The sequence below is a fragment of the Nocardia sp. A7 genome (genome assembly GCF_046549215.1).
Classification (GTDB): Bacteria; Actinomycetota; Actinomycetes; order Mycobacteriales; family Mycobacteriaceae; genus Nocardia.
Map to the genome: position 1 here is coordinate 1,326,048 of NZ_JAJPWE010000001.1, position 26,023 is coordinate 1,352,070.

General features: G+C 68.1%; 24 protein-coding genes. 13 read left to right on the top strand and 11 right to left on the bottom strand.

Annotation, left to right across the window (positions count from 1 at the left end; all coding sequences use genetic code 11):
- Positions 1-12: 12 nt before the first annotated feature.
- Positions 13-2,586, bottom strand: a complete 2,574-nt coding sequence (locus ACLJPD_RS06060; protein ID WP_410870727.1) for a UvrD-helicase domain-containing protein — start codon at positions 2,584-2,586, stop codon at positions 13-15.
- 380 nt (positions 2,587-2,966) lie between these two features.
- On the opposite strand from ACLJPD_RS06060, the gene ACLJPD_RS06065 reads away from it, so the two are divergent.
- Positions 2,967-3,260 (top strand): chorismate mutase, encoded by a 294-nt coding sequence (locus tag ACLJPD_RS06065; protein WP_056816138.1) that lies wholly within the window; start codon positions 2,967-2,969, stop codon positions 3,258-3,260.
- A gap of 98 nt (positions 3,261-3,358) precedes the next feature.
- Here the strand turns inward: ACLJPD_RS06065 and ACLJPD_RS06070 are convergent, their stop codons facing one another.
- Positions 3,359-4,816: an NAD-dependent succinate-semialdehyde dehydrogenase gene (locus ACLJPD_RS06070; RefSeq protein ID WP_410870728.1), complete on the bottom strand. Its 1,458-nt coding sequence runs from the start codon at positions 4,814-4,816 to the stop codon at positions 3,359-3,361.
- Between the two features lie 78 nt (positions 4,817-4,894).
- On the opposite strand from ACLJPD_RS06070, the gene pgi reads away from it, so the two are divergent.
- Positions 4,895-6,538, top strand: coding sequence for a glucose-6-phosphate isomerase (gene pgi, locus ACLJPD_RS06075; RefSeq protein ID WP_410870729.1), 1,644 nt, complete (start codon positions 4,895-4,897; stop codon positions 6,536-6,538).
- Here the strand turns inward: pgi and ACLJPD_RS06080 are convergent.
- From ACLJPD_RS06080 to ACLJPD_RS06095, 4 genes are all read right to left on the bottom strand, one after another.
- Complete coding sequence (locus ACLJPD_RS06080; protein ID WP_410870730.1) at positions 6,507-7,073, bottom strand: potassium channel family protein; 567 nt, start codon at positions 7,071-7,073, stop codon at positions 6,507-6,509. The genes pgi and ACLJPD_RS06080 overlap by 32 nt on opposite strands.
- Positions 7,074-7,149: 76 nt before the next feature.
- Positions 7,150-7,815 (bottom strand): nucleoside/nucleotide kinase family protein, encoded by a 666-nt coding sequence (locus tag ACLJPD_RS06085; RefSeq protein ID WP_410870731.1) that lies wholly within the window; start codon positions 7,813-7,815, stop codon positions 7,150-7,152.
- Positions 7,816-7,909: 94 nt separating this feature from the next.
- Positions 7,910-9,538: an acyl-CoA dehydrogenase family protein gene (locus ACLJPD_RS06090; RefSeq protein ID WP_410870732.1), complete on the bottom strand. Its 1,629-nt coding sequence runs from the start codon at positions 9,536-9,538 to the stop codon at positions 7,910-7,912.
- Between the two features lie 18 nt (positions 9,539-9,556).
- Positions 9,557-10,162 (bottom strand): TetR/AcrR family transcriptional regulator, encoded by a 606-nt coding sequence (locus ACLJPD_RS06095; protein WP_410870733.1) that lies wholly within the window; start codon positions 10,160-10,162, stop codon positions 9,557-9,559.
- A 63-nt stretch (positions 10,163-10,225) separates the two neighbouring features.
- Between ACLJPD_RS06095 and ACLJPD_RS06100 the strand changes: the two genes are divergently transcribed.
- Positions 10,226-11,044 (top strand): crotonase/enoyl-CoA hydratase family protein, encoded by an 819-nt coding sequence (locus ACLJPD_RS06100; protein ID WP_410870734.1) that lies wholly within the window; start codon positions 10,226-10,228, stop codon positions 11,042-11,044.
- Entirely contained in the window at positions 11,044-12,480 is a 1,437-nt protein-coding gene (locus tag ACLJPD_RS06105; protein ID WP_410870735.1) for a hypothetical protein, read from the top strand. The genes ACLJPD_RS06100 and ACLJPD_RS06105 overlap by 1 nt, the downstream gene beginning before the upstream one ends.
- A gap of 27 nt (positions 12,481-12,507) precedes the next feature.
- Here the strand turns inward: ACLJPD_RS06105 and ACLJPD_RS06110 are convergent, their stop codons facing one another.
- Both ACLJPD_RS06110 and ACLJPD_RS06115 read right to left on the bottom strand, forming a co-directional pair.
- Positions 12,508-13,197, bottom strand: a complete 690-nt coding sequence (locus tag ACLJPD_RS06110) for a TetR/AcrR family transcriptional regulator (protein WP_410870737.1) — start codon at positions 13,195-13,197, stop codon at positions 12,508-12,510.
- 44 nt (positions 13,198-13,241) lie between these two features.
- Complete coding sequence (locus ACLJPD_RS06115; protein ID WP_410870738.1) at positions 13,242-14,540, bottom strand: alpha/beta hydrolase; 1,299 nt, start codon at positions 14,538-14,540, stop codon at positions 13,242-13,244.
- A gap of 131 nt (positions 14,541-14,671) precedes the next feature.
- Here ACLJPD_RS06115 and ACLJPD_RS06120 point away from each other — a divergent pair, with 131 nt between their 5' ends.
- Entirely contained in the window at positions 14,672-16,774 is a 2,103-nt protein-coding gene (locus ACLJPD_RS06120) for a bifunctional lysylphosphatidylglycerol flippase/synthetase MprF (RefSeq protein WP_410870739.1), read from the top strand.
- Positions 16,775-16,798: 24 nt separating this feature from the next.
- Here ACLJPD_RS06120 and ACLJPD_RS06125 read toward each other — a convergent pair whose 3' ends face one another.
- On the bottom strand, positions 16,799-17,491 hold the full coding sequence (locus tag ACLJPD_RS06125) for a pyridoxamine 5'-phosphate oxidase family protein (protein WP_410870740.1): 693 nt from the start codon (positions 17,489-17,491) through the stop codon (positions 16,799-16,801).
- Positions 17,492-17,570: 79 nt separating this feature from the next.
- Between ACLJPD_RS06125 and ACLJPD_RS06130 the strand changes: the two genes are divergently transcribed.
- From ACLJPD_RS06130 to ACLJPD_RS06140, 3 genes are read left to right on the top strand one after another with little or no spacing between them, the layout of a single operon-like run.
- On the top strand, positions 17,571-19,004 hold the full coding sequence (locus ACLJPD_RS06130) for a PLP-dependent aminotransferase family protein (RefSeq protein WP_410870741.1): 1,434 nt from the start codon (positions 17,571-17,573) through the stop codon (positions 19,002-19,004).
- Between the two features lie 4 nt (positions 19,005-19,008).
- Positions 19,009-19,254: a DUF2630 family protein gene (locus ACLJPD_RS06135; protein WP_410870742.1), complete on the top strand. Its 246-nt coding sequence runs from the start codon at positions 19,009-19,011 to the stop codon at positions 19,252-19,254.
- Positions 19,251-20,696 carry a dihydrolipoyl dehydrogenase family protein gene (locus ACLJPD_RS06140; RefSeq protein WP_410870744.1) on the top strand — a complete coding sequence of 482 codons (1,446 nt, stop codon included), beginning with the start codon at positions 19,251-19,253 and terminating at the stop codon, positions 20,694-20,696. Before ACLJPD_RS06135 ends, ACLJPD_RS06140 begins: the two co-directional genes overlap by 4 nt.
- Here ACLJPD_RS06140 and ACLJPD_RS06145 read toward each other — a convergent pair.
- Positions 20,689-21,558 carry an Fpg/Nei family DNA glycosylase gene (locus ACLJPD_RS06145; RefSeq protein WP_410870745.1) on the bottom strand — a complete coding sequence of 290 codons (870 nt, stop codon included), beginning with the start codon at positions 21,556-21,558 and terminating at the stop codon, positions 20,689-20,691. The two genes, ACLJPD_RS06140 and ACLJPD_RS06145, sit on opposite strands and share 8 nt — an antisense overlap.
- Positions 21,559-21,572: 14 nt before the next feature.
- Positions 21,573-22,310: a precorrin-6A synthase (deacetylating) gene (gene cobF, locus ACLJPD_RS06150; protein WP_410870746.1), complete on the bottom strand. Its 738-nt coding sequence runs from the start codon at positions 22,308-22,310 to the stop codon at positions 21,573-21,575.
- Between the two features lie 58 nt (positions 22,311-22,368).
- Here cobF and ACLJPD_RS06155 point away from each other — a divergent pair, with 58 nt between their 5' ends.
- The 5 genes from ACLJPD_RS06155 to ACLJPD_RS06175 all read left to right on the top strand — a co-directional run bounded on the left by ACLJPD_RS06155 (position 22,369) and on the right by ACLJPD_RS06175 (position 26,013).
- Positions 22,369-23,172: a thymidylate synthase gene (locus ACLJPD_RS06155; protein WP_410870747.1), complete on the top strand. Its 804-nt coding sequence runs from the start codon at positions 22,369-22,371 to the stop codon at positions 23,170-23,172.
- A 2-nt stretch (positions 23,173-23,174) separates the two neighbouring features.
- The gene (locus ACLJPD_RS06160) at positions 23,175-23,654 is read left to right on the top strand and encodes a dihydrofolate reductase (protein ID WP_410871944.1); all 480 of its coding nucleotides are present in this window, start codon (positions 23,175-23,177) and stop codon (positions 23,652-23,654) included.
- Between the two features lie 104 nt (positions 23,655-23,758).
- A complete protein-coding gene (locus tag ACLJPD_RS06165; RefSeq protein ID WP_410870748.1) occupies positions 23,759-24,085 on the top strand; it encodes a cupin domain-containing protein in 327 nt (108 codons plus the stop codon).
- Between the two features lie 77 nt (positions 24,086-24,162).
- Positions 24,163-25,215 carry a Dyp-type peroxidase gene (locus tag ACLJPD_RS06170; protein ID WP_410870749.1) on the top strand — a complete coding sequence of 351 codons (1,053 nt, stop codon included), beginning with the start codon at positions 24,163-24,165 and terminating at the stop codon, positions 25,213-25,215.
- Entirely contained in the window at positions 25,216-26,013 is a 798-nt protein-coding gene (locus tag ACLJPD_RS06175) for a family 1 encapsulin nanocompartment shell protein (protein WP_410870750.1), read from the top strand.
- Positions 26,014-26,023: the final 10 nt, after the last annotated feature.

The following is a 26,023-nucleotide window of genomic DNA, read 5'->3' on the forward strand; positions in this document are numbered from 1 at the left end:
GCTCGGCGCGGCTCACAGTTTCACGATGGTTCGACTGAACTGCGGGATCAATCGAATCTTGCCCGCGGACCCGAAGTCGATGGTCACCGTAGCCAACGGCCCCACCCCATCAGCCGCGACAACCCGTCCCAACCCGTACTTGTCATCGGTGACCCGATCCCCCACGGCCAGCACGAGTTCGGTGTTGTTGCGCTTCACCGCACCGCCCGGCGCAGGGCGGCGTTCCCCACTTCCCCCACGCACACCGGGTCGCTGATCCCAGCCACTCCCGCTCGTCCAATCCCGATCGAACCCGCTGTCCTCACCCCGGCGCCGCCCCCGCTGCACCGGCGACATCACCGGCTCCAACCTGCGCCAATCCAGCAAATGCTGCGGAATCTCCTGCAGGAACCGCGATTCCGGATTGGACACCGGCTGCCCCCAACCCGACCGCACCACCGCGCGCGAAAGATAGAGCCGCTGACGCGCCCGCGTGATCCCCACATAGGCCAGCCGACGTTCCTCGGCCAGCTCGGCCGGGTCACCCAGCGCCCGCATATGCGGGAATTGCCCGTCCTCCCACCCGGTGACGAAAACCACCGGGAATTCCAGCCCCTTGGCCGTGTGCAGCGTCATCATGGTGACCACGCCCGTGCCCTCGTCCGGGATCTGATCGGTGTCGGCGACCAGCGACACCCGCTCGAGGAACGCCGCCAGCGACCCCGGCTCCGGCTCACCGTCGCCGGCCTCTGGCACCAGCCCTTCCTCCCGCGCGGCCTCGGCATTGTTGAACGCCTCGGAACTGAATTCGCGTGCGACGCTGACCAATTCGTTGAGGTTGTCGAGCCGCGCCCCATCCTGCGGGTCGTCGGAAGCTTCCAGCTCGCCGCGATATCCGGTGCGATCGAGCACTGCCTCGACCACATTGCCCACATCGGGATAGTCGCTGTCGGCCCGCTTTCCGGCGAGACGAATCTCGTCGAGCAGGTCGAGGAACCCCGCGATGGCCCGCTGCGCACGGGTATTCAGCAGCGCGACCTTCCCGTCGGCCGCATCACGCAGCGCGGCCGCGAACCCGATATCGCGCTGTTCGGCATGCACCGCCACGCACGCCTCGGCACGATCACCGATCCCGCGCCGTGGCGTATTGAGAATGCGGCGCACACTCACCGCGTCCTCGGGATTCTCCAGCACCCGCAGGTAGGCCACCACATCGCGCACTTCTTTGCGCTCGTAGAACCGCACCCCACCGACGACCTTGTACGGCAGGCCCATGCGGATGAAGATCTCTTCCAGCGCACGCGAACTGTTGTTGGTGCGGTAGAACACCGCGACGTCGCCGTAGTTGGCATCGCCGGAGTCGACGAGCCGGTCGATCTCCTTGGCGACGAAGGAAGCCTCGTCGTGTTCGTTGTCGGCGACGTAGCCGGTGATCAGTTCACCCTCGCCGGAATCGGTCCACAGCTTCTTCTCACGCCTGTTCTCGTTGCGCGCGATCACCGCGTTGGCGGCGGACAGAATGTGCTGGGTGGAACGGTAATTCTGTTCGAGCAGAATGGTTTCCGCATCGGGGAAGTCGCGTTCGAACTCCTCGATATTGCGAATCGTGGCGCCACGGAACGCGTAGATCGACTGATCGGCATCACCGACCACGCACAGCTCGCTCGGTTCGACCGCCTGCTCTCCCGCTTCGCTGTGATGCCCGACCAGCTCACGCACCAGCACGTACTGGGCGTGGTTGGTGTCCTGGTACTCGTCGACCAGCACGTGCCGGAACCGGCGCCGGTAGTACTCGGCGACCTGCGGATGGTTCTGCAGCAGCGCCACCGTCTCGCCGATCAGATCGTCGAAGTCCATCGCGTTGGCCGTGCGCAGGCGTCGCTGATACTCGGCGTAGACCCTGGCGACCAGTCCGGGCAGTTCGGTGTCGTCGGCTTCGGCGTCGGCGGCGGCCTTTTCCGGACCGATCAGTTCGTTCTTCAGATTGGAAATGGCAGTCGACAGCAAACGCGCCGAGTACTTCTTGGTGTCGATCTCGAAATCGCGGCTGATCATCGTGAGCAACCGACGAGAATCATCGGCGTCGTAGATCGAGAAATTCGAATTCAAGCCGGGCAGCAGTGCCGCCTGCATCCGCAGAATGCGCACACAGCTGGAGTGGAAAGTCGATACCCACATGGTGGCCGCCCGCGGACCGACCAGCCCGGCGACCCGTTCCCGCATCTCGGCGGCGGCCTTGTTGGTGAAGGTGATGGCCAGGATCTCACCGGTGCGCACGCCACGCGCCGCGAGCAGATAGGCGATCCGGCGGGTGAGCACCGCGGTCTTGCCCGAGCCCGCGCCCGCCACGATCAGCAGCGGGGACCCCGCGTGCATCACCGCGGCACGCTGCGGCGGATTGAGCCCGTCGAGCAGTCGTTCGAGCTCCTCGGCACGCTGTTGTTCGCGCTCCTGACGACGCTGCGACTGTTCGGCGCTGTTCCTGGCCGCGGCCTGGGCAAGCGTGGACGCACCACCGTCCCGAGGCGATAGCGCACCACGATCAGGCGCGGGCGCTGGTTCGCTGGGATCGGCTGCTGAGGCGTGGGGAGCGACCGTGATATCCATCGTCTGTCCACGCTACCGGCGGGCACCGACAAGCTGCGAACTGCTCCCGCCCAGGTGACCAGCCGACGACGGCCCGGCAAACCACTGGTGAACCCGGCCAGCTCGGCGCGGGCCGCACGTGGTGAACGTTCTCAGCGAATTCACAAACGGAACTGTTTTGACTACCTACCCGCCCATGGCAGACTGGGCACCATGGTGAGCGCTCCTCGGCGTGCCCGGATCGGGCACCGATCCGATATCGTGACGGGGAGTACGTCTGATTGCGCGCTCTCGGGGGGATCAAGTACTGCCCATCGGGAAAAGTTTCAGGGTGACGGAACAGATCGGGTAACAGGCCGTTCGGTCCGACCGATCCAAGTTCTGACACGAGGAGATGAATGATGAGCACCCCTGCTACCACGACCGGGTCCGATTCGGCCTTGCCGCAATCCGAAGCCGAGATCGACAAGCTTCGCCTCGAGATCGACCAACTCGACGCCACGATTCTCGCCGCGATCAAACGCCGCAGCGAGATCTCCCGAATCATCGGCCGCACCCGGATGGCTTCCGGTGGCACGCGCCTGGTCCACAGCCGTGAGATGAAAGTCCTCGAGCGCTTCAGTGAGCTCGGCCAGGAGGGTCACACCCTCGCCATGCTCCTGCTCCGCCTCGGCCGCGGCCGCCTCGGCCGCTAGGCCACCCCCCAACCACGCGGCGACCAGCCAGTTCGCCGCTGCGAAAAGCCGCCCCGGGTGCGACACCATCCCCGGGGCGGTTGTTTTTTCGGCCTGGCTCAGGTCAGGGCGATGTACTTGGTGTTCAGGTACTCCTCGATGCCCTCGGTGCCGCCCTCGCGACCGAAGCCTGATTCCTTGACACCGCCGAACGGGGCCGCCGGATCGGAGATGACGCCCCGGTTGACGCCGACCATGCCGCTCTCCAAACCCTCCGAGATGCGAAGCGCCCGGTCGAGATCTCGGGTGAAGACGTAGCTGACCAGGCCGTATTCGGTGTCGTTGGCGGCGGCGACGCCCTCGTCCTCGGTATCGAAGGCAACGATCGGGGCAACCGGGCCGAACACTTCCTCGCGCAGGATGCGGGCGGTCGGCGGGACATCGCCCAGGATCGTGGCCGGGTAGTACCACCCGGCACCGCCGGGGACTTTGCCGCCGATCAGCACGCGCGCGCCCACCGACACCGCGTCGTCGACCAGGTCGCTCACGATCTCGCGCTGGTCCTCGCTCACCAGCGGGCCGAGGGTGGTCGCCGGATCGGTGCCGGGGCCCATCACGACGGTGTCGGCCATCGCGGCGACGAACTTCTCGGTGAACTCGGCGACCACCCCACGCTGCACGTAGAAGCGGTTGGCCGCGGTGCACGCCTCGCCGCCGTTGCGCAGCTTCGCCTGCATCGCACCGGCCACGGCGGCGTCGATATCGGCATCGTCGAACACGACGAACGGCGCGTTGCCGCCCAATTCCATGGACGTGCGCAGCAGGCGATTCGCGGACGCCGCGACGAGCTTCTTGCCGACTTCGGTGGACCCGGTGAAGGTGAGCTTGCGCAGCCGCGGATCGTCGATCAGCGGGCTCGTGACGGCCCCGGAACGCTGCGTGGTGACCACCGAGAGCACCCCGTCGGGCAAGCCCGCCTCGCTGCAGAGCTTGGCCAGCGCCAGCATGGTCAGCGGTGTGGCCGAGGCAGGCTTGACGATCATCGTGCAGCCGGCCGCCAGCGCGGGCCCGATCTTGCGCGTGCCCATGGCCAGCGGGAAATTCCACGGCGTGATCGCCAGACACGGTCCCACCGGCTGCTTGGCGACCATGATCCGCCCGGTCCCCGACGGCGCGTTCAGATACCGCCCGTGAATCCGCACCGCCTCCTCGCTGTTCCAGCGGAAGAACTCGGCGCCGTAGCGCACCTCATTGCGGCTCTCCGACAGCGCCTTGCCCATTTCCAGCGTCATCAACAGCGCGAACTCCTCGGCGCGCGCGGTGAGCTGCTCGAACACCGTCCGCAGGATCTCGCCCCGTTCCCGCGACGGCGTAGCGGCCCACGCCTGCCCCGCCGCGACGGCCGCGTCCAGCGCCCGCATCGCGTCCTCGGGAGTCGCGTCGGCCACCTGCGCGATCACCGACCCATCGGCCGGATTGCGCACGTCGAAAGTCCCACCCCCGGTGGCCTCGACAGGACCGGAACCGATCCACAAACCCTTGGGCACGAAATCAAGTACGTCGCGTTCAGACACCATGAGCCCAGACTAAGCCCGGCCCCTCGGGGCCGCGGGCACGCGCGCGCCAGCGCGCCGATAACGCGGTACCCTCGGCTCGTGAGCAGCAGCGACATCACCGCGTCGGCGGCCTGGCAGGCACTGCACAGCAATCACCGCACCGTGGCGCCGATGCATCTAAGGCAACTGTTCGCCAACGACCCGGCACGTGGCCGCGAGCTGACGCTGCGGGTGGCCGACCTACACATCGACTACAGCAAACATCGCGTCACCCGCGAAACCCTGCGCCTGCTCATCGATCTCGCGCGCACGGCCGGGGTGCCGCAGCGCCGGGACGCGATGTATTCGGGCCAGCACATCAACACCTCCGAGGACCGCGCGGTCGGCCATATCGCCCTGCGCCTGCCGGTCGGCGATCAGCTCTGTATCGACGGCACCGATGCCGACGCCGAGGTGCACGACGTCCTGGGCCGGATGGGCGAATTCGCCGATTCCGTACGCTCGGGCGTGTGGCGCGGCGCGACCGGCGAACGCATCCAGACCATCGTCAACATCGGCATCGGTGGCTCGGATCTGGGCCCCGACATGGTGTATCGCGCGTTGCGCCACTATGTCGACGCGGGCATCGATGCTCGTTTCGTCTCGAATGTGGATCCCACCGATCTGGTCGCCAAGCTCGCCGGCCTCAATCCGGCGACGACGCTGTTCATCGTTGCCTCCAAGACGTTCTCGACCCTGGAAACCCTCACCAACGCGACCGCCGCCCGCCGCTGGCTGGTCGACGCGTTGGGCGAGGAAGCGGTCGCCAAGCATTTCGTCGCGGTGTCGACGAACGCGGAACGGGTGGCCGCCTTCGGCATCGACACCGCGCACATGTTCGGCTTCTGGGATTGGGTCGGCGGGCGCTATTCGGTGGATTCGGCGATCGGTCTGTCGGTGATGGTGACCATCGGCAAGGAGAAGTTCGCGCAGTTCCTCAGTGGAATGCACGCCATCGACAAGCATTTCGCCACCGCGCCGCTGGAAGAGAACGCGCCGGTGCTGCTGGCAATGCTCGGCATCTGGTACTCGAACTTCTTCGGCGCGGAATCCCGTGCGGTGCTGCCCTATTCGAATGATTTGGCCCGATTCCCGGCCTATCTGCAGCAATTGACGATGGAGTCCAACGGCAAGTCGGTGCGCGCCGACGGCACCCCGGTCACCACCTCGACCGGCGAGATCTTCTGGGGCGAGCCAGGCACCAACGGCCAGCACGCCTTCTACCAGCTCCTGCACCAGGGCACCCGCCTGATCCCCGCCGATTTCCTCGGCTTCGCCAGGTCCACCGACGACCTGCCGACCCGCGACGGCACCGGCAGCATGCAGGACATCCTGATGAGCAACCTGTTCGCGCAGTCGAAGGTGCTGGCGTTCGGCAAGACCGCCGAGGAGATCCGCGCCGAGGGCACCGACCCGGAACTGGTGCCGCACAAGGTGATGCCGGGCAACCGGCCGAGCACCACGATCCTGGCGGCGCAGCTCACGCCGTCGGCGCTGGGTCAGCTGATCGCGCTCTACGAGCACCAGGTGTTCGTCGAGGGCATCATCTGGGGTGTCGACAGTTTCGATCAGTGGGGTGTCGAGCTGGGCAAGCAACAGGCGCTGGCCCTGATGCCATTGCTGAGCGACCCGGAAAAGCCGGTGTCGGTGGGTGATTCGTCGACCGACGGGCTCATCGAGTGGTATCGGGCGCATCGCCGCTGACTTCGCGCGCGGCACGAGTCGCGGCTTGGACCCGGCTGGTCACGCTGGTCGTGATGATGGTGAGCAGGGTGCCGAGCACCACCAGGTCGAACACGATCTGAACCATCGTCGCGATGCGCGCGGACTGACCGACGGCGTGCACATCGCCGAAGCCGACGGTACCGAGCGTGACGAGCGTGTAATACAGCGCGTCGGTGCGGGTTTCGAGCCCGTCGAATTGATCCGGATGAAGCTGCTGCAAGCGGTAGTAGAACAGGGCGAACACGACGCCGACGACACACACGAGCAGCAGCAATCCGTCGACCTGCGCGCCCGTGGCGTTCGGCGCCCTGAGGTAGCTCTCGATCCGCCGCCAGACCAGCCAGCCGAGTCCCACGACCCCGGCCAGGAACAGACACACTCCCAGCAGCCGCCCCGGCCACGCGTCGAGCTCGAACATCCAACCCACCGGCACGCAGTAGTACAGCAACACCGAGCAAAACGCCGCCGCACCGTTGCGCATCGCATGCCTGGGGAACCGCCGACCTCGCGTCATCACTCCATGATTGCCCCGAAGCCGCCGATTTCCGTGCCACACGCGCCGCGTACGTCGGGGCAGCGTTCGAAACGAATCAGATCACGCGGTAGCCGTGCCCCTCAGCCGTCAACACATGGTCAGCCCGGCTCCGACTGGCCGCGATGAGATCGGCGTTGCGCAGGTCGCTCCCCGTCACCTTCTCCTGCGCCTGATCCGGTGTTCGCCCCCCTGCGGTGTGCCGGTCCATGAGTCGTTCGGTGAGCACTCGTCGCGGCGCGTCCAGATACCAGCACGCGTCGAGCAGCCCGCGAACGTCGGCCCAGCCCGGCGCCTCGGCCTCGGTCAGCAGCAGGTAGTTGCCCTCGACAAGGACAACGCGCTCATCGCGGACAACCACCCCGCCGTCGGTGGGTTCGTCGATCGCCCGATCGAACAGCGGCCATGGCACCGGCGAACCGACGGGAGTCTCGCGCAGCAACCGCAGATCAGCGACGAACGCGGCCGCGTCGAAGGTATCCGGCTCGCCCTTGCGCGCCACCGCGTTCCGAGCTCGCAACACCTCATTGCGCAGGTGATAGCCGTCCATCGGTGCGACGACTGTCGGCCTGCCCGCACCGATCAGCTCGGCGCAGAGCCGCTGCGCCAGTGTCGATTTCCCGGCTCCCGGTGGTCCGGCGATTCCGAGCAGGAAACGCTCGTGGCGCACCGGAACCCGTTGGGCCAGTTCGCTCACCGACAGCACCCCGCTCGCCCAGGTCACCGCCTTACCCTACCGGCGCGCGCACCGGATATCGGTGAGTCCGCTCGACTGGTGCACCGGACTCACGCCATGCCGGACCGAGCAGCCCTCGGACTCACCGCACGTCGACGAACCCTCGTTCGAGGATCGCGCCGGTGTCAACGCCGACGGGCAGGGTGCCGAAGGCGATGCCCCAGTCGCCGCCGAGGCGGGTCGCGCAGAAGGCGTCCGCGACGGCGGGGTGACCGTGGCGCACCAGCTGTGCGCCCTGGAGGACGAGTGCCATCAGTTCCACGACGCGGCGGGCGCGGTATTCGATGTCGGACAGGTCGGTGAGTTCCTTGCCCACCCGGTCGATCGCGTCGTCGAGGCGTGGATCGGCGCCGCGGGCGAGACCGACCTCGGCGAAGTAGGCCTCGACGGTCTCGGGCTGACGTCCCATGGCGCGCAACGCATCCAGCGCGGCTACATTGCCCGACCCTTCCCAGATCGACATCAACGGTGCCTCGCGGTACAGCCGTGGCATACCCGACTCCTCCGCGTAGCCGTTGCCGCCAAGGCATTCCAGCGCCTCAGCGGCATGCGCGGGAGCTCGCTTGCAGACCCAGTACTTGGTGATGGCCAGGGCGATCCGGCGCAGCGCGGCCTCTGCGGGATCGCTGCCCGCGCGATCGGTGGCGCCGGCCAGTCGCATCATCACCGTGGTCGCGGCATCGGATTCGATGACGAGGTCGGCGAGCACATTGCGCATGGCGGGCTGGTCGATCAGCTTGGCGCCGAAGGCTTCTCGGTGCCTGGCGTGATGGATGGCGGTGACCGCACCGAGCCGCATGCCGGTGGCCGAGCCGATCACACAGTCGAGGCGGGTCATGTTGACCATCTCGATGATCGTCTTGACCCCTGCCCCCTCGGCGCCGACGAGCCAGCCGGTGGCGTTCTCGTATTCGATCTCCGAGGACGCGTTGGACTTGTTGCCCAGCTTGTCTTTCAGCCGCTGGATGCGGATCGGGTTGCGGGTGCCGTCGGGCAGCACGCGCGGCAGCAGCAAGCACGACAGGCCGCCCGGGGCCTTGGCCAGGGTGAGGAACATGTCCGACATGGGCGCCGAGGTGAACCACTTGTGCCCGACGACGCGGTACGAGCCGTCGGGTTGCGGCGCGGCGGTGGTGGTGTTGGCCCGGACGTCCGAGCCGCCCTGCTTCTCCGTCATCGACATGCCCGCGATGAGCCCGGCCTTGGTCGACGGTTCGCGCAGACCGAAATCGTAAGTGCGCGAACCCAACAGCGGCTCGAAGCGGGCCGCCAAGTCGGGGTTGTGGCGCAGCGCGGGCACCACCGCGTAGGTCATCGAGATCGGGCACATGTGTCCGGCGTCGGCGGCACCCCAGGTGTAGAACTTGGCGGCGCGGGCGGTGTGCGCGCCGGGCCGTTCGTCGAGCCACGGCGAACCGTGCAGGCCGTGTGTCACAGCGACATTCATCAGGTCGTGCCAGTGCGGGTGGAACTCCACCTCGTCGACCCGATTGCCCCAGCGGTCGTGGGTGTGCAGCACCGGCGGGTACTCGTTGGCGAGCCTGCCCCACTCCTGCGCCTCGACACCGCCTGCCAGCGCCCCGAGTTCGCGCACCTCGGCCTCGGCCCAGCCCGCTCCTTCGCGGTGCAGGCCTTCCAGCAGCGCGGGGTTGCGCGCGGCATCGAAGGGGATCAGCGGCGGGGCCTGGTTGAACACTTCATGGGTCAACATGTTCTGTAACTCCTTCGACTACAACGATTCCGGGCGCGCACCGAGCGCGCGTACGGCGAAAGCGACCAGTTCGGGGATGACGGTCTCGGCGTGCGGTGCGGCGGCCAACGGGCCGACGAGTACCTCGCCGATCGCGCCGACGAGGGCGGCGGCGGTGAGGCTCGAGTCCTGTGCGGGCAAACGGCCTTCGGCGACGCCGTGTGCGATGGCGGTCTCGAACGAGGCGGCGAACGCGCGCCGGAACTCCAGCCGTTGCGCGTCAACGGCGGCATCGACGGGCTCGGCCAGCAGCACATAGGCCAGTTTCGGATTCTTCATGGCCCGGCCCGCGAAGGTCTCCACCGCGGCGGTGACCCGCCCGACCACGTCACCGTCGGCCACCGCGGCCCGCACCGCGTCGACCTCCCTGGCGACCACCGTCTCGAAGACCGCGGCGACCAGTTCGGCCTTGTTCTCGAACTGCTTGTACACGGTGCCGGTGGCGATCCCCGCCTCGGCGGCGACCGCGGCCATCGACAGCCCGGCGAACCCGTCGCGCGAGAGCACGCGCGTGGCACCGTGCACGATCAGCGCCCGTTGCGCGTCGAGCCGGGCCTGCACGGCCGGGGTCCTGCGGTACACCATGTGAAGAAGTGAACCACTGATTCACCTCTTCACACAAGAGCACCGTGGCCGTATTGTCGAAGCATGGAAACAGGTTCACCCACGGTCAGCAGCGGGCCGGCGAGCGCAGCGGCGAATTCGGTGCGCGTCGAGCACGCGGGCCCGGTCACGACGGTGATCCTGGATCGCCCGCAGGCCCGCAATGCCGTGGACGGCCCGACCGCGCGGGCGCTGGTGGCGGCTTTCCGTGCCTTCGACGCCGACCCCACCTCCTCGGTGGCTGTGCTGTGGGGCGATCACGGCACCTTCTGCTCCGGCGCGGACCTCAAAGCGCTCGGCACCGAGAACAGCAATCAGGCCACCGAGGACGGTGACGGCCCGATGGGTCCGACCCGGCTGCGCCTGTCCAAGCCGGTGATCGCGGCGGTCTCCGGGTACGCGGTGGCAGGCGGGCTCGAACTCGCCCTGTGGTGCGATCTGCGCATCGCCGAGCAGGACGCCACCTTCGGTGTCTTCTGCCGACGCTGGGGCGTCCCGCTGATCGACGGCGGCACCGTGCGCCTTCCGCGTATCGTCGGCGAGGGCCGCGCGCTGGACATGATCCTGACCGGTCGCGCGGTGAGCGCGGCCGAGGCGCTGCAGATGGGTCTGGTCACCCGCGTCGTGCCCACCGGCGACGCCCGCCGCGCCGCCGAGGAGTTGGCCGCCCAACTCGCCGCCCTCCCTCAAACCTGCCTGCGCACCGACCGCGCCGCCCTCTACGACCAGCACGGCCACCCCGAGGACGAGGCGCTTCGCATCGAATTCCGGCACGGTATGACCGCCCTGACCGGCGGTGCACTCGACGGCGCCGCCCGCTTCGCCGCGGGTGCGGGCAGACACGGGAGCACCGACCACCGCTGATGGACCCCCTCACCGTCGTCGACGAGATCTTCCTGCGCACCCACCGCGGCATGGGCACCCCCATCGCCCTGCAAGGCCTGTGGCGCACTCCCGACGCGATGAAACCCGTGCTGCTGCAAGAGATCCACCACCGCTTGCGTCTGGGCCAACTCGGCCGCCGAGTGGTCAATCCCCGCGTCCCCGGCGCCCGCCGCACCTGGCACCCCAACACCAACGCCCACCCCCTCGACCTCCTCCCGAACCACGCCGAGACCGATTGGCCCGCAACGCCGGTCGGCGATCACGAGTTCGGCCCGCTCCCCGAGCACGCGATCCTTGCCTGGGCCGACACTCTCGGCACTGACCTCGACCCGGAGTACGGCCCCGGCTGGCGCCTCTCCGCTGCCCGCCTCGAAGACGGCGGAACCGTTGTCGCCCTGACCTGTTCGCACGCGCTGGCCGATGCCCGCGGACTGATCCACGCCGTCACCGCCGCACTCAGATCACTCGAACCCGATTCAACGGGCGAATCTCCGATGGAAGCGGTGAGCGCCGGACCACCCCACACCCACCCGACTCCGACAGTCGAAATACGCGACGGCGCGGCATCTTCGGAGTGGGCGGACGCGGCCTCCCAATGGCTCACCATCTTCGGCGGTACCGCCAAGGCGCTGCACCGAAAGCTCCCTCGACCGCTGGCACGCCGCACCTGGGACAAGCCCTCTGATGTCCCCCGCGAGCCAGGGCCGGTATCGGGCGGCACCTCTGCCGATACCCCGCCCTTGTCGACAGCACAACACCCACGATCACTGCGCGCTGACACCACCGAACGGCACCTGCGACCGATACTCCTCACCTTCGACGCCGCCCACTGGGACGCCACCGCGATCACCCTCGGCGGAACCGCCAACAGCCTGTTCATCCACCTGGTCGCAAACATTCTGTGGCACAGCGGATTCCCGAACCCTACGATCACCGCCAGCCTCCCGGTGGACACCCGCGACGAGCCCCGCGTCGACAACGACCTCGCGATGACCGAGATCGCCGTCCAACACCACGACACCCCCGCGGCCATCCGCGACAAAGCCAAGGCCGCCTACCAGCGCCGAATATCGAGCCCCGCAGGCCTGCCCGAGGAAATCCTCCAGGTCGTTCCCGACCGCTTGGCCTACATCCTGAGCAAGGGCGCGGGCGAGCGAGACATCCTGTGCTCCAATATCGGCCCACTACCCGACACGGTGCGGAGAATCGGCCCGCACGACTGCACCCGAGTGGCCGCCCGCGCGATCCATCCCGGCATCACCACCTTCCCCCGCACCCAACTCGCCGGCTACCTCTCCCGCCTCGACAGCACTTACACGCTCGCCCTGGTCGGCCTCGCCGCCGACAACGATTTCCTCACCGAAGCGATCGAGAAATCCTGCGCAGCAATGGGATTGATCTCCCACCCTTGGTAGTCAGCAGGCATGTACCGGCGGGCGATCTCAGGTCGCCGTCATCCCGACGAGCAACACCCGAAGCCCCCAGACGAACTGATCGACGGAAGTCCACGCGGCGATCTGTTCCAGGTGCGCGGCGGTGCGTGGCCATCGGGTCAGGTCCAGGTCGCGCAGGGCCGCGCGGCGCGCTTCGATCCGCTCGGATTCCGCGGGGAGCGGCGGCTTTCCCTCGGTTTCGGCCACATCGAGGGCGATCGACCCGAGCACGTACACCAGCACCGCGTAGACCCCGTTCGCGCAGGCGGGTGCCTGCAGTCCCCCACGGGCGAGGCAGACGAACAGCGACTCGGTGATCTCGCGCGCCACCGGCCCGTCCGCCGACGGACTGTCCATCGGCCCCGACATGATCAACTCCGCGACGGCGGGGTGGTCGAACAGCCGACCGCGCATGCCGAGCGCGAACTGGATCACCGCCGCGGTCCACTCCACGCCGTGGTCGGCGAGCGACCCCAGCGACACCGACCCCAGCACGCGTTCGATCACGGCCCGTTCGAGGCCTTTCGAGCCACCGACGCGCGCGTGCACCACCTCCGCGTCGACCCCCAGCCGACGCGCCACCGCGCCGATGGACAACGCCTCGACGCCACCCGTGTCGAGGAGTCCGAGCGCGGCGTCGACAAGCTGCGCATCTGTGTACGACCCGACGTCCCTACCTGGGGTTTCCGCCTCGGACATGCGTCGAACTGTACTCTGCGAACCCCCGCGCGTGCCCGCGCCGATCAGGGTGTCAGACCGAGCCGGGTAACCAACCAGGGCAGCTGATCGCGCAACGCCCGCGCCCACAGCGCGAAGTTGTGTCCGCCGGGCAGGATCCGCAATCGCACGTCCATCCCGGCGTCCTTCGCCGCCTGATACATCCGCTCCACCTGCGGCCGATACATCGCGTCGTCGGCACCGACCACGAAGGCACCGGCGGAGTCCGGATATGTCCGCGACCGCAGCAGATCGAGCGGATTGGCCCGCAACAAAGCCTCGACATTCCCGTCGAACGCGGCATCAACGGTGCGCTGCCGGTCACCCAGCGTCGGTTCGTCCTGGCCGGAGATATCGAGGAAGGTGGGATAGACCTCGGGATAGTTGGTGGCCAGTTGCAGCGAACAGGTCCCGCCATAGGACAGTCCACCCACCGCCCACGAGCGCGGATCCGGGTCGATCTGCAGGTTCGCTCGCGTCCAGGCTGGTACGTCGACGGCCAGATAGGTGGCGACATTGCCGAGCTGGGAGTCCAGGCACAGCGGGTTCGCCAGCTGGGAACCCGTCCCGTCGGCCACCACGACCACCGGCGCGAGCCCGTCGTGCGCGCGGGCGAAGGAGTCCATGGTCTCGGCCAACTGCCCGCCGACGAACCAGTCCTGCGGCGCGCCTGGCTCACCGGCGAGCAACACCAGCACCGGCAACAGCGGCCGCGGATCCGCGAAATAGGCAGGTGGCAAATAGATTTCGGCTTCGCGCGCGGTGAACCCGGACGCGGTCGACGGCACCGTCGCGGTCAGCATCCGCCCGCCGTCGGGCAGTCCACCCGGCGTGTGCCAGGCAGGCTCGAGCGGACGCGCGCTCACCACCTGCTCGCGCCGCGTCAGCTCACCGGGCTCGACTCGGTCCACCTGCTCGACACCGAGTGCCGCGCCGACCGTCGGATACGACGCGTACACCAGATTGATCCGAACACCCACCGCGACCAGCACAGCGACGGCCGCGAGCACCGTCACGACCCCGGCTCCCACCGTGCGGCGCACCAGAATTCGCGGCACCACCAGCAGCACCGCGGCCACCGCGATCCCGATCAGCACGTACACCGACACGGCGATCGGATCGGGAAACGGCCGCCATACCTCCTCGACGAACAGGTACAGCGTCGCGGTCAGCACCGCGGCGGACAGCAGCACGAGCGGCATGGTCGTCGTGACATACCGCCGTACGCGAGGTAACAGCAACCATGCCGCACCCACCGCGCCCAGTACCGTCAACGCCACCGGCAACCATCCGGTGAGCAACGAAAGATCGGTGATTCGCGTCATCGCTGACCTCCACAGATGCCCTCGACCGCCCTCGGCGTTCGCATCACGGTCCCGGTACGGCCGCGATGACATACGGTACACAGAAGACCGCACCGCGCCGGTGCGGCGCACTCGCAGCAAAGGGTGGTTCCATGGACGAGAACGCAGCTGCCACCGAACCGGCCCCCGCACGCGGCGTCGCCATGGCGCACACCGTGATCCGCAGGCTGCCGTTCACGCTCGGCTTCCTCGCCGTGGTCGCGATCCTCGGCCTCGCCACCGGCGGCCTCTGGCGCAGGCTCGACGAGCGTTCCTGGTACCCCGATATCGCCTACGGCTGGCCACCGCTCACCGAGGGCAAGTGGTGGACGCCGCTGTCGGGCTGGTTCTTCGGACTCACCCCGTTCCAATACCTCTGTATGGCGGTCATTTTCGCGGGCGCGGTCGGCTGGACGGAGTGGCGTCTGGGTACCGTGCGCACCGCGCTGGTCTGCCTGTCGGGCCAGTTGATCGGCGTTCTCGGCGCGTCGGTGACGGTCGGGCTGCTGGCCCACACCCATCTCGGCTGGGCCGACCGGCTTTCCGAGGTACGCGATGTCGGGTTCACCACGGCGGCCATCGCGGCGCTGGCCGCGCTGTCGGCGACCCTGCGTTCGCCGTGGCGACTGCGGGTACGCGCCGTGCTGGTGGCGCACGTGTCGATCACGTTCCTGTTCGAATCGACCTTCGCAGATCTCATGCATCTGCTCGCGCTCGCCATCTGGCTGCCGCTCGGCGAAAAGCTTTTCAGCCGAACCGAACACGGCTTCTGGCCGCGCACCCGACGCGAGGTACGCATGCTCGCCTTCGCCGGACTGCTCGTGATCGCGGCGGCCTCGGTGGCGGTGTATTTCTTCCCCGCCAACAGCCTGCTCGGCCCCACCGAGAACGAGCGCGGCTCGCTGTGGAGCACGATCCTCACGGTGGTGGTGATCGCGGTGGTCGCCGATCAGCTGCGCAAGGGCAGGCGCTGGGCATGGTTGGCCACTCTCGCCTACGGTCTGCTGCACGTGGTGCTCACGCTGGTACTGCTCGGCGTGGCCATCGGCACCGACTACGAGACCACCGGCGCGGTGACTGTTGGCACGGCCCTGCTGTGGGCGGGCGAGGCGGCCTTGCTCTACGGCGGCCGCAGCGCGTTTCGAGTCCCCTGGCGCCGCAAGATCTCCGACGGTGCGCTCACCGGCACCGAACCCGGCGACGCCGTGCGCACTCTGCTCGCCCGCTACGGCGGCAGCACCATGTCGTGGATGACCACCTGGCCGGAGAACAAATACTGGTTCGCCGCCGACGGTGAACGCTGCGTCACCTATCAGCGCCACGCGGGCACCGTCATCGCGCTCACCGACCCGATCGGGCCCGTCGATCTGCTGCCCGCCACCATCGCCGGGTTCACCGACCGCTGCGAATCCGACGGACTGATTCCGTGCCTGTTCTCCACCACCCGGACCGTCGCAGACATCGCGGGCGAACTCGGCTGGCGCAGTGTGCAGATCGCCGAGGACACGATCGTCGATCTGCCCGAACTCGAGTTCAAAGGCAAAGCGTGGCAGGACATCCGGTCCGCCATCAACAAGGCGAACAAGCAGGGTATCGAGTTCCGGCTCGTCGAGCTGGCCGATGAGCCGTTCGCGGTGATCGCCCAGGTGCGCGCCATCTCCGAGGAGTGGGTGGGTGAAAAGGGCCTGCCTGAAATGGGATTCACGCTCGGCGGGGTGGAGGAGGCACTCGACCCGGCCGTACGGGTCGGACTGGCCGTCGACGCGCAAGGCAGCGTGCACGGCGTCACCTCGTGGTTGCCCGTCTACGCTCCCGGCGGCGAGATCCGCGGCTGGACCCTCGACGTGATGCGCAGGCGACCCGACGGTTTCCGGCCGGTGGTGGAATTTCTCATCGCCTCGGCCTGCCAGACATTCAAAGAGGAAGGCGCCGAGCTCGTTTCGCTGTCCGGAGCACCGCTGGCGCGCAGTGCGGGCACCGACGACGCCGAACCGATCGATCGTCTGCTCGAAGGGCTCGGCGCCGCGATGGAGCCGTATTACGGCTTCCGGTCACTGCATTCGTTCAAGGCCAAGTTCCAGCCCCGGCACGAGCCGGTGTACCTGTGCTACCGCGACGAGGCGGACCTGCCCCGCATCGGCATCGCGCTCACGAAGGCGTATCTGCCCGAGGTCTCGGCCAAGGACCTGATCGCGCTCGGCTCGGCGGGGCACTAGCGACCGGCACGGGTTGACCAGACTTCACCTCACCGGCGCTTCGACCGGTGTCACCCTGGCCTCGACGTCGGAGGGGACGTCGAGGCCCGGCTCGAGGTCGGCGGCCGGGATCGGCTCGCCCCAGACCTGGCGCAGCGGCAGCACCCCGGCCCACACACCGCCGGTCTCGATGTCGCTCTCGTCGTCTTTCGGCGGCCCCGAACGCACCTTCACCGAGGCCTCGGTGAGGTCGAGCGCGAGCACCATCGTCGCCGCCATCTCCTTGCGGTTGGGCGGGCGCACCCGATCCCAGGCGCCAGGCGCGGAATGCTCGACGATCACCCGCAGCGCGTTGTCTCGCTCCACCTCGTCGGTGACCAGCACGGCCCTACCCCGAATCACCGCGGATCGGTAGTTCATCGAGAAGTGCATCGCCGAGCGCGCATACACCAGGCCGTCGACATGGGTCACGGCGATCGAGATATCGGTGTCGATGGCGGCGCGCATATTGCCTGCGCCGGTGGATCCGTGCAGGTAGAGGGTGTCGCCGAGGCGGCCGTAGATGGTCGGCAGGACAACCGGTGAACCGCCGAGCAGCACGCCGAGGTGGCAGATCAGGCCCGCGTCGAGCACCGCGTCGAGTGCGGCGCGATCGGTGGTGCCGCGCTCCTTGGCGCGGGTCAGCGTGGTGCGCGGGGTCGGCGACAGGGGGCTGCGGTTGACGTCGTGCGTGCTCATAAGATGAGCTTCGTCGAAGGAGTGGACCATGAGTAGGTCCAATTCAGCAGTAGTTCAACAGGCCAATTCGAGGTGGACGATGCTCGACGATCTTCCGATTCCGCTCGACCGCACCGCGCCCGAACCACTGTCGGTGCAGGTGGCCGATGCCCTACGCGCCGCGGCGACCGACCGGGTGCTGCGCGTCGGCGACCGTTTGCCGTCCTCGCGCGCCCTGGCCCAGCGACTCGGGGTGAGCCGGGCCGTAGTGGCGGGCGCCTACGACCAACTGCACGCCGAAGGCTGGCTGACCGGCAAACACGGCTCCGGCACCTACCTCAGCACCGCCCCCGCCACCGCGCCACCGACCACCGACGCAGATCACAGCACCGATCCCGACGCGGGCCTGCTCGATCTCAGCCCCGGCACACCGTGCGCCGACGCGGTCGACTCCGCGGCGTGGCGCCGCGCCTGGCGCGCGGCAGGCGACCAAACGCCGCAGGCTCGCAAGAACCGCGCGGGCGAACCGGACTTCCGCGCGGCGATCGCCGATCACCTCCTGCGCCATCGAGGGCTGGCCGCCGGGGCCGGATCGGTGGTCCTGGCCACCTCGGGCACCAGCGCGGCGGTGGGTGAACTCGCCACGGCGCTGCTTCGTCCCGGCGACACGGTCGCCATCGAGGATCCCGGCTACCTGCGGGCGGTCGGCGCGTTCCGGGCAGCGGGGATCGAGGTGGTTCCGGTGCCCGTCGACACCGCCGGTTTGCGTGTCGATCGAATTCCATCGGGTGTGCGCGCGGTGTATTGCACACCGGCACATCAGTTTCCACTCGGTGCGATGCTGCCCGCGGCGCGCCGGGTCGAGCTTATCGAATTCGCTAGGAGGACCGGCGCTTTCATCATCGAGGACGACTACGACGGCGAATTGCGTTACGACACAGCGCCGTTACCATTGCTGGCGGCGATGGCGCCCGACGTCGTCGTCCACCTCGGCACCACCAGCAAGATCATCGCCACCACCCTCGGCGTCGGCTGGCTCGTCGCCCGCCCCGACATCACCGACGCCGTACTCACCCACCGCGCCCGCGTCGGCAGCTCCCCCAGCCCCGCGGGCCAACGCGTCCTCAGCGAATTCGCCCGCCACGGCGACCTGTCCCGGCACCTGCGCCGACTCCGCCGGGTCGTGCCACCACGGCGCGCCGTCGTCGTCGACGAACTCGCCCGCCGTGGCCTGCCCGTCATCGGCGACGACGCGGGCTCCCATGTCGTCGTCGAACTCCCCGACCCCGCCGCCGAACGCCACGCCGTCGACACCGCCCGCGCCCGCGGAGTCCTGCTCGACGGCCTGACTCGCCACCACATCGCCGAACCACACCACTTCGGTATCGCCATCGGCTACACCGCCCTGACCAGCGCCGACCTCGCACGCGCAATGCCGATCGCCGCTGATTCGCTCGCCGAGGCCTGCCACCGCGGGACCCGCGCGGTCGTAGCATGGACCAGGACTACCCCTGTCGACTACTCGAAGAGGTGAGCACATGACCGATCAGGACATTCTGGCGCGGATCAAGCAGCTGGTCGACGACGAGCACTCACTGCGAGCCAAGGCAACGGCCGGCGAGATCGACCCGATCGCCGAACGTCAGCAGCTCGCCGAGCTGGAAGTGATGCTCGATCAGGCCTGGGATCTGTTGCGGCAGCGTCGTGCGCGCCACGGCTCCGGCGAATCCGCCGAGGAAACCGGGCTGCGCTCCCCCCGTGAGGTCGAGGGCTATCTGCAGTGATCGAGCTCGAATACGACGTCGTCGTCATCGGCGCGGGCCCGGCAGGTGAGAACGCCGCCGCCTACGCCATCGCGGGCAGCGACCGCACCGCCGCCCTCGTCGAGCGGGAGCTGTACGGCGGCGAGTGCAGCTACTGGGCCTGCATTCCCAGCAAGGCGCTGCTGCGTCCCGGCGCCGTGCTCGGCCTCGGCGCGGCGATGCCGGGGGTGCGCACGAGCGGCCCGAAGGTTGCCGACGTGCTGGCCCGCCGCGATTCGTTCGTGCACAACCACGACGACAGTTCCCAGGTCGAGTGGGCGAAATCGGCGAACATCGATCCCGTCCGCGGCGCGGGCCGCCTGATCGGCGAGCGGCTCGTCGAGGTCGATACCGACGACGGCGTCCAGGTCTTGCGCGCCCGGCACGCGGTGGTCATCGCGACCGGCACCACCGCCACCATCCCGGATATCCCGGGCGTGCGCGAGGCCATGCCATGGACCTCCCGCGACGCCACCAACCTGACCGTCGTCCCGCGCCGGGTCGCCATCATCGGCGGCGGTGTCGTGGCTTGCGAAACGGCGACCTGGCTGGCCGAACTCGGTGCCGAGGAGGTGACCCTGCTGGTCCGGGGCGACCGCCTGCTCCCGCGGAACGAGCCGTTCGCCTCGGAACTGGTCCTGCGGGGCCTGCGTGACACCGGCATCGTCACGGTGCGGTTCCATACCGAACCGTTGCTGGTCTCGCGCCGCGATCCCGAGGACACCGGTGTTGGCCGCGTTCACGGTGGCACGGTCACCCTGGTGCTCGACGACGGCGAACTCGAGGTGGACGAACTCGTCGTCGCCACCGGCCGCACCCCCGCCACCGCGAAACTGGGTCTGGACACAGTCGGGCTGGCACCGGGATACATCGAGGTCGACGACCAGCTGACCGCGCGCGACGTGCCAGGCGAGTGGCTCTACGCCGTCGGCGACGTGAATCACCGTGTGGCACTGACACATATGGGCAAGTATCAGGCCAGAGTGTGCGGTGACGTGATCGCCGCCCGCGCCGAGGGCAAGCCGCTGGACGGCACGCGGTTCACCGCGAGCGCCGACCACCAGCAGGTTCCCCAAGTCGTCTACACCGCACCGGAACTCGCGGCCGTCGGCCTCACCGAACACGAGGCACGCACCGCCGGATTCGCGGTGGACACGGTCGAACTCGATATCGCCGTCGCGGGGTCCGCGCTCTCGCGCGACGACTTCCACGGCCGCGCGAAACTCGTCGTCGACACCGCCGCCCACCGCATTCTCGGTGCCACCTTCGTCGGCCCCGACATGGGTGAACAGCTGCACGCGGCCACCATCGCGGTGGTCGGACAGGTGCCGCTGGACACGCTGTGGCACGCAGTGCCCGCCTTTCCGGCCGTCAGCGAATTCTGGCTGCGGCTGCTGGAAGCCTGGCGGGAGAAGACTATTTGAGCAGCCGCGACATCCGCCGGTCGGCGAGCACCTTGCCGCCGGTCTGGCAGGTGGCGCAGTACTGGAACGACCGCTCCGCGTAGGACACCTCGCGCACGGTGTCCCCGCACACCGGGCACGGCTGTCCGGTTCTGGCGTGAACCCGCATGCCTGAACGCTTCTCGCCCTTCAACCGGGCCGCGTTCTGCCCGACCGAGCGGTCGACCGCGTCGAGCAGCACTGTGCGCATCGCGGTGTACAACTGCGAAACCTTGTCCGCCGGCATCGTTTTGGTGTTCGCGAACGGGGAGATCTTCGCGGTGTGCAGGATCTCGTCGGAGTAGGCGTTGCCGATCCCGGCCAGCAGGGTCTGGTCCACGATCGCGGTCTTGATCCGTTGCGACGTGCTTTTCAGCAGTGCGGCGAACTCGTCCTCGGTCAGCCCGAGCGCGTCCGGTCCCAACCGCGCGATCCCCGGCACCGTTGCCGGATCCTCGACGACGTACACCGCCAGCCGCTTCTTCGTCCCCGCCTCGGTCAAGTCGATCGCGGGGGTAGCGCCCTCCGGTGTGAAGAAGTGCACGCGCAGCGCGAGCGGGCTCTTACCGCCGGGCTTGGGCGGCAACGGATTCGGCTCATCGACCCACCGCAACCAGCCGCCACGCGACAGATGGGTGATCAACCACAGTCCGCCACAATCCATTCCGAGAAACTTCCCCCACCGCCCCGCACCGGTGACATCACGGCCGGACAGCGCGGTGACCGGCGGATCGAAGGTCTTCACCGCGCTCAGGGCCGCCACGTCCACACGGCCGACCACAGCGCCGACCGCATGATCCCGAAGGAACTGCGCCAACGCCTCTATTTCCGGCAGCTCGGGCACGGTTGCCAGTTTAGCTAGCTGCGGAGCAAATACACGTCCATGATCCAGCCCTTTTCCGCGCGCAACTCCGCGCGGCGAGCCACGATGTCGCCTTCGACCTCGCGCAGACTGCCTTCGATCAGGATTTCATCGGGCATGCCGAGATAGGCGCCCCACCAGATGTGGACATCGTCGCCACGCACCTCGGTGAACGAGCACTCACCGTCGAGCATCACCACCGTCGACCCCGGTCCCAGCCCTTCCTCGCGGAGTCGGCGCCCGGTCGTGACGTGGACGGGTTCGCCGATCCGGTGCAGCACCATCCGGTGCCTGGCGGCCAGCGCGGCAATGCTGGTCACGCCGGGAATCACCTCGTAATCGAAGGTCACACGCCCACGCGCCAGCACATGCTCGACCATCCGCAGCGTGCTGTCGTAGAGCGCGGGGTCGCCCCACACGAGGATCGCGCCGATGCCGTCGACCTGATCGAACGCGTCTTCGAGCAGTTCGGAGCGCCGTTCGTGCCAGTCCACGACCACACCGGCGTAGTCCGCGGGGGTGCGCTCGCGCGGTGGATCGGTGATCTCGATGATCCGGTGTGGCCCGTCCACGTGCTCGGCCAGGATCGTGGTCCGCACGTCGACCAGTTCCTGTTTCTCGGCGCCCTTGCCGATCACGAAGAAGGCCTCGGCCTTTCGCATGGCCTTGACCGCCTGCATCGTCACCTGGTCGGGGTCGCCGGCGCCGATGCCGATCACGGAGAGCTTGCGCATAGGCGAAGAGCTTGCCAGGTGCCTGCCGACTGGGCCGACCCCCGTAGAATCGCAAGTCGTGGCCACCCCTGATACACAGTACGAGGACCTGCTCCGGCACGTTCTGGAGCAAGGCACGCCCAAAGCCGATCGCACCGGCACCGGAACCCGCAGCATCTTCGGTCACCAACTGCGCTATGACCTGGCCGACTCGTTCCCGCTGATCACCACCAAGCGGGTCCACATGAAATCCATCGCCTACGAACTGCTGTGGTTCCTGCGCGGCGATTCCAACGTCTCCTGGCTGCGCGAACACGGCGTGACCATCTGGGACGAATGGGCCGACGCCAAGGGCGAACTCGGCCCCGTCTACGGCGTGCAGTGGCGCTCGTGGCCGACCCCCGACGGCACCCATATCGACCAGATCGCCCAGGTACTGCACACCCTGCGCACCGACCCGGATTCGCGCCGGATGATCGTCTCGGCCTGGAACGTGGCCGACCTGGACAAGATGGCCCTCGCCCCCTGCCACGCCTTCTTCCAGTTCTATGTGGCCGACGGCAAACTGTCCTGCCAGCTGTACCAGCGCAGTGCCGACCTGTTCCTCGGTGTGCCGTTCAATATCGCCAGTTACGCCCTGCTCACCCTGATGGTCGCCCAGCAGACCGAGCTCGAGCCGGGCGAGTTCATCTGGACCGGCGGCGACGTGCACATCTACGACAACCACGTCGACCAGGTCCGCGAGCAGCTCACCCGCGAGCCCTTCCCGTTCCCGACGCTGCACCTGCGCCCGGCGACGAGCCTGTTCGACTACGCCTACGAAGACATCGAGCTGTCGGACTACCAACACCACCCCGGCATCAAGGCGCCGGTGGCAGTGTGACGATGATCGGCCTGATCTGGGCGCAGGCGAACGACGGTGTGATCGGCGTCGACAACACCATTCCGTGGCGGCTACCCGAGGACATGGCCAATTTCCGCGACACCACGATGGGCCACCCGGTGATCATGGGCAGGCGGACCTGGGATTCGCTGCCCGCGAATTTCCGGCCGCTGTCGGGTCGCCGCAACATCGTAGTCACCAGGCAGACTGATTGGTCAACCGAGGGTGCCGAACGCGCCGCTTCGGTGCCGGACGCGCTGGCCATGACCGGCGAGACCGACACCTGGGTCGCCGGCGGCGGCGAGATCTACCGCGCCGCGCTGCCGCTCGCGACGACACTGCTGGTCACCGAGGTCGACACCACCGTGGTGGGCGACGCCTTCGCCCCGGTGATCGGCCCGGAATGGCACGCGGACGACGCGCCGTGGCTGACCTCGAAAACCGGTCTGCGCTACCGCATTCGCCGCTACGCCCGCGACTGACAACACACCGCTAACGGTCCCGGCAAAACGCCCGAACGCGTGGGCGCCGTCGGGCATACTCCTCGCAAGACCTGCCCGCGAGATGCCTGCGAAAGGCCCGATCCATGGACAAGAAATCGCTGACCGCGGTGGCCCGTCAACAGCTGAAGCTGGCCGCCACTTCGACGAGCGGCCGGAGCTCGCAAACCCTCATCGGCGGCCACACCCACGTGCTGCGCCAGACAGTGGTGGCCCTCGCCGAGGGCCAGAGCCTGGCCGAACACGACAATGCGGGAGATTCCACCATCCAGGTGCTCTCCGGAACGCTGGTGCTGATCGCGGGTACCGACGAGTGGAAGGGCTCGGCGGGCGATCTGATCGTCGTGCCGCGCGCCCGCCACAGCGTCAAAGCCGTCGACGACGTCACATTTTTGCTGACCGTCGCGAAGTAGCAGGTCGATCGCCCCGAATGCGCTGACACCTCGAGGTGTGATCAAACCTGTCGGGGCGGAGCCGTACTGTGGACGCCATGGGTGAGCCACAGCCGATCCTCGATCCACTCACGCCGTCCGCGATCTTCCTCGTCGCCACCATCGACACCGGTGGCGAATCCGCGGTCCGTGACCTCTTGGCCGATATCTCCGGGTTGCGCCGGTCGATCGGGTTCCGGGTACCCGGTGAGGGTTTGACCTGCGTCACCTCGATCGGCTCGGCGGCCTGGGATCGACTGTTCGTGGGCCCCAAACCGGCTGAGCTGCACGAGTTCACCGGTTACAGCGGTCCCATCCACAGCGCGCCGGCCACCCCGGGCGACCTGTTCTTCCACATCAGGGGCGAAACCCAGGGCCCGTGCTTCGAACTCGCCATGGTGATCGGCGCGCGCCTGCAAGGCGCGGCCACGATCGTCGACGAGACGGTCGGCTTCCGGTATTTCGAACAGCGCGACCTGCTCGGCTTCGTCGACGGCACCGAGAACCCCGAGGGTGGCGCGGCGGCCTCGGCGGCGCTGATCGGCGACGACGATCCCGCCTTCACCGGCGGTAGCTACGTGATCGTGCAGAAGTACACCCACCCGCTCGACCAGTGGAACGCGCTGTCCATCGAGGAGCAGGAGCGGGTGATCGGGCGGACCAAGCTCGCCGACTACGAACTGCCCGACGACGTGAAGCCCGCCGACTCGCATGTCGCGGTGAACACCATCACCGACGCCGACGGCACCGAGCGTCAGATCGTGCGCGCCAACATGCCGTTCGGCACCATCGGCACCGGCGAGTTCGGCACCTACTACGTGGCCTACGCCGCCACCCCGAGCGTCACCGAGCGCATGCTCGAGCGGATGTTCCTCGGCACCGACGAGGCGGCCTACGACCGCATCCTCGACTTCTCCTTCGCGGTCACCGGCACCCTCTTCTTCACTCCCACCGTGGATTTCCTCGACGACCTGCCCGACGCGCCCGACACGGCGGGCGCCGAGATCGAGCCGGCGACACTGCCGGAGATAGCCCCCGTCGAACGGGCGAACGCGGCGGCCGATCGCTCGGACGGCTCCCTCGCAATCGGCACGATGAAAAGGAGTAACTGAATGAACAACCTGCATCGCGAACTCGCGCCGATCACCAGCGAAGCCTGGTCGCAGATCGAGGAGGAGGCGACCCGCACGTTCAAGCGCAATATCGCGGGCCGCCGTGTCGTCGATGTGTCGGGACCGCACGGTTTCGACTTCTCGGCCCGCAATCTCGGCCGGGTCACCTCGATCGACTCGCCCGACGACGGCGTGCAGGCCCGTCAGCGCGTCATTCAACCGGTGATCGAGCTGCGAGTGCCGTTCACCCTGCAACGCGCCGAACTCGACGACATCGCGCGTGGAGCCGACGATGCCGATTTCGACAACCTCAAGGACGCCGCACAGAAAATCGCCTTCGCCGAAGACCGGGCGATCTTCGAGAGCTACGCCGCGGCGGCCATCACCGGTATCCGCGAGGCCGCCTCGAACCCCCCCGTCGCCCTCCCGAACAATGTCGTCGACATTCCCGATGCCATCTCGCACGCCCTCACCGGCCTGCGCCTGGCCGGCGTGCAGGGCCCGTACTCGGTGGTGCTCAGCGCCGAGCTGTACACCCAGGTCAGCGAGACCTCCGATCACGGTCACCCGATCCGCACCCACATCGAGCGGCTGATCGACGGCGAGATCATCTGGGCGCCGGCGATCTCCGGCGGCTTCGCGCTCACCACCCGCGGCGGCGACTTCGAGCTCGCGCTCGGCCAGGACCTGTCGATCGGCTACCTCAGCCACGACGCCGAGACCGTGCAGCTGTACTTCCAGGAGACCTTCACCTTCCTCGTCGAGACCTCCGAAGCAGCGGTTTCGCTCGGCTCCTGAGCGCGGCCGC

Excerpts from the sequence above, each read along its gene's own strand:
- ACLJPD_RS06060 (WP_410870727.1), bottom strand. The coding sequence starts at position 2,586 with ATGGATATCACGGTCGCTCCCCACGCCTCAGCAGCCGATCCCAGCGAA.
- ACLJPD_RS06065 (WP_056816138.1), top strand. The coding sequence starts at position 2,967 with ATGAGCACCCCTGCTACCACGACCGGGTCCGATTCGGCCTTGCCGCAA.
- ACLJPD_RS06070 (WP_410870728.1), bottom strand. The coding sequence starts at position 4,816 with ATGGTGTCTGAACGCGACGTACTTGATTTCGTGCCCAAGGGTTTGTGG.
- ACLJPD_RS06080 (WP_410870730.1), bottom strand. The coding sequence starts at position 7,073 with ATGACGCGAGGTCGGCGGTTCCCCAGGCATGCGATGCGCAACGGTGCG.
- ACLJPD_RS06090 (WP_410870732.1), bottom strand. The coding sequence starts at position 9,538 with ATGTTGACCCATGAAGTGTTCAACCAGGCCCCGCCGCTGATCCCCTTC.
- ACLJPD_RS06095 (WP_410870733.1), bottom strand. The coding sequence starts at position 10,162 with ATGGTGTACCGCAGGACCCCGGCCGTGCAGGCCCGGCTCGACGCGCAA.
- ACLJPD_RS06100 (WP_410870734.1), top strand. The coding sequence starts at position 10,226 with ATGGAAACAGGTTCACCCACGGTCAGCAGCGGGCCGGCGAGCGCAGCG.
- ACLJPD_RS06105 (WP_410870735.1), top strand. The coding sequence starts at position 11,044 with ATGGACCCCCTCACCGTCGTCGACGAGATCTTCCTGCGCACCCACCGC.
- ACLJPD_RS06110 (WP_410870737.1), bottom strand. The coding sequence starts at position 13,197 with ATGTCCGAGGCGGAAACCCCAGGTAGGGACGTCGGGTCGTACACAGAT.
- ACLJPD_RS06115 (WP_410870738.1), bottom strand. The coding sequence starts at position 14,540 with ATGACGCGAATCACCGATCTTTCGTTGCTCACCGGATGGTTGCCGGTG.
- ACLJPD_RS06120 (WP_410870739.1), top strand. The coding sequence starts at position 14,672 with ATGGACGAGAACGCAGCTGCCACCGAACCGGCCCCCGCACGCGGCGTC.
- ACLJPD_RS06125 (WP_410870740.1), bottom strand. The coding sequence starts at position 17,491 with ATGAGCACGCACGACGTCAACCGCAGCCCCCTGTCGCCGACCCCGCGC.
- ACLJPD_RS06130 (WP_410870741.1), top strand. The coding sequence starts at position 17,571 with ATGCTCGACGATCTTCCGATTCCGCTCGACCGCACCGCGCCCGAACCA.
- ACLJPD_RS06135 (WP_410870742.1), top strand. The coding sequence starts at position 19,009 with ATGACCGATCAGGACATTCTGGCGCGGATCAAGCAGCTGGTCGACGAC.
- cobF (WP_410870746.1), bottom strand. The coding sequence starts at position 22,310 with ATGCGCAAGCTCTCCGTGATCGGCATCGGCGCCGGCGACCCCGACCAG.
- ACLJPD_RS06160 (WP_410871944.1), top strand. The coding sequence starts at position 23,175 with ATGATCGGCCTGATCTGGGCGCAGGCGAACGACGGTGTGATCGGCGTC.
- ACLJPD_RS06165 (WP_410870748.1), top strand. The coding sequence starts at position 23,759 with ATGGACAAGAAATCGCTGACCGCGGTGGCCCGTCAACAGCTGAAGCTG.
- ACLJPD_RS06170 (WP_410870749.1), top strand. The coding sequence starts at position 24,163 with ATGGGTGAGCCACAGCCGATCCTCGATCCACTCACGCCGTCCGCGATC.
- ACLJPD_RS06175 (WP_410870750.1), top strand. The coding sequence starts at position 25,216 with ATGAACAACCTGCATCGCGAACTCGCGCCGATCACCAGCGAAGCCTGG.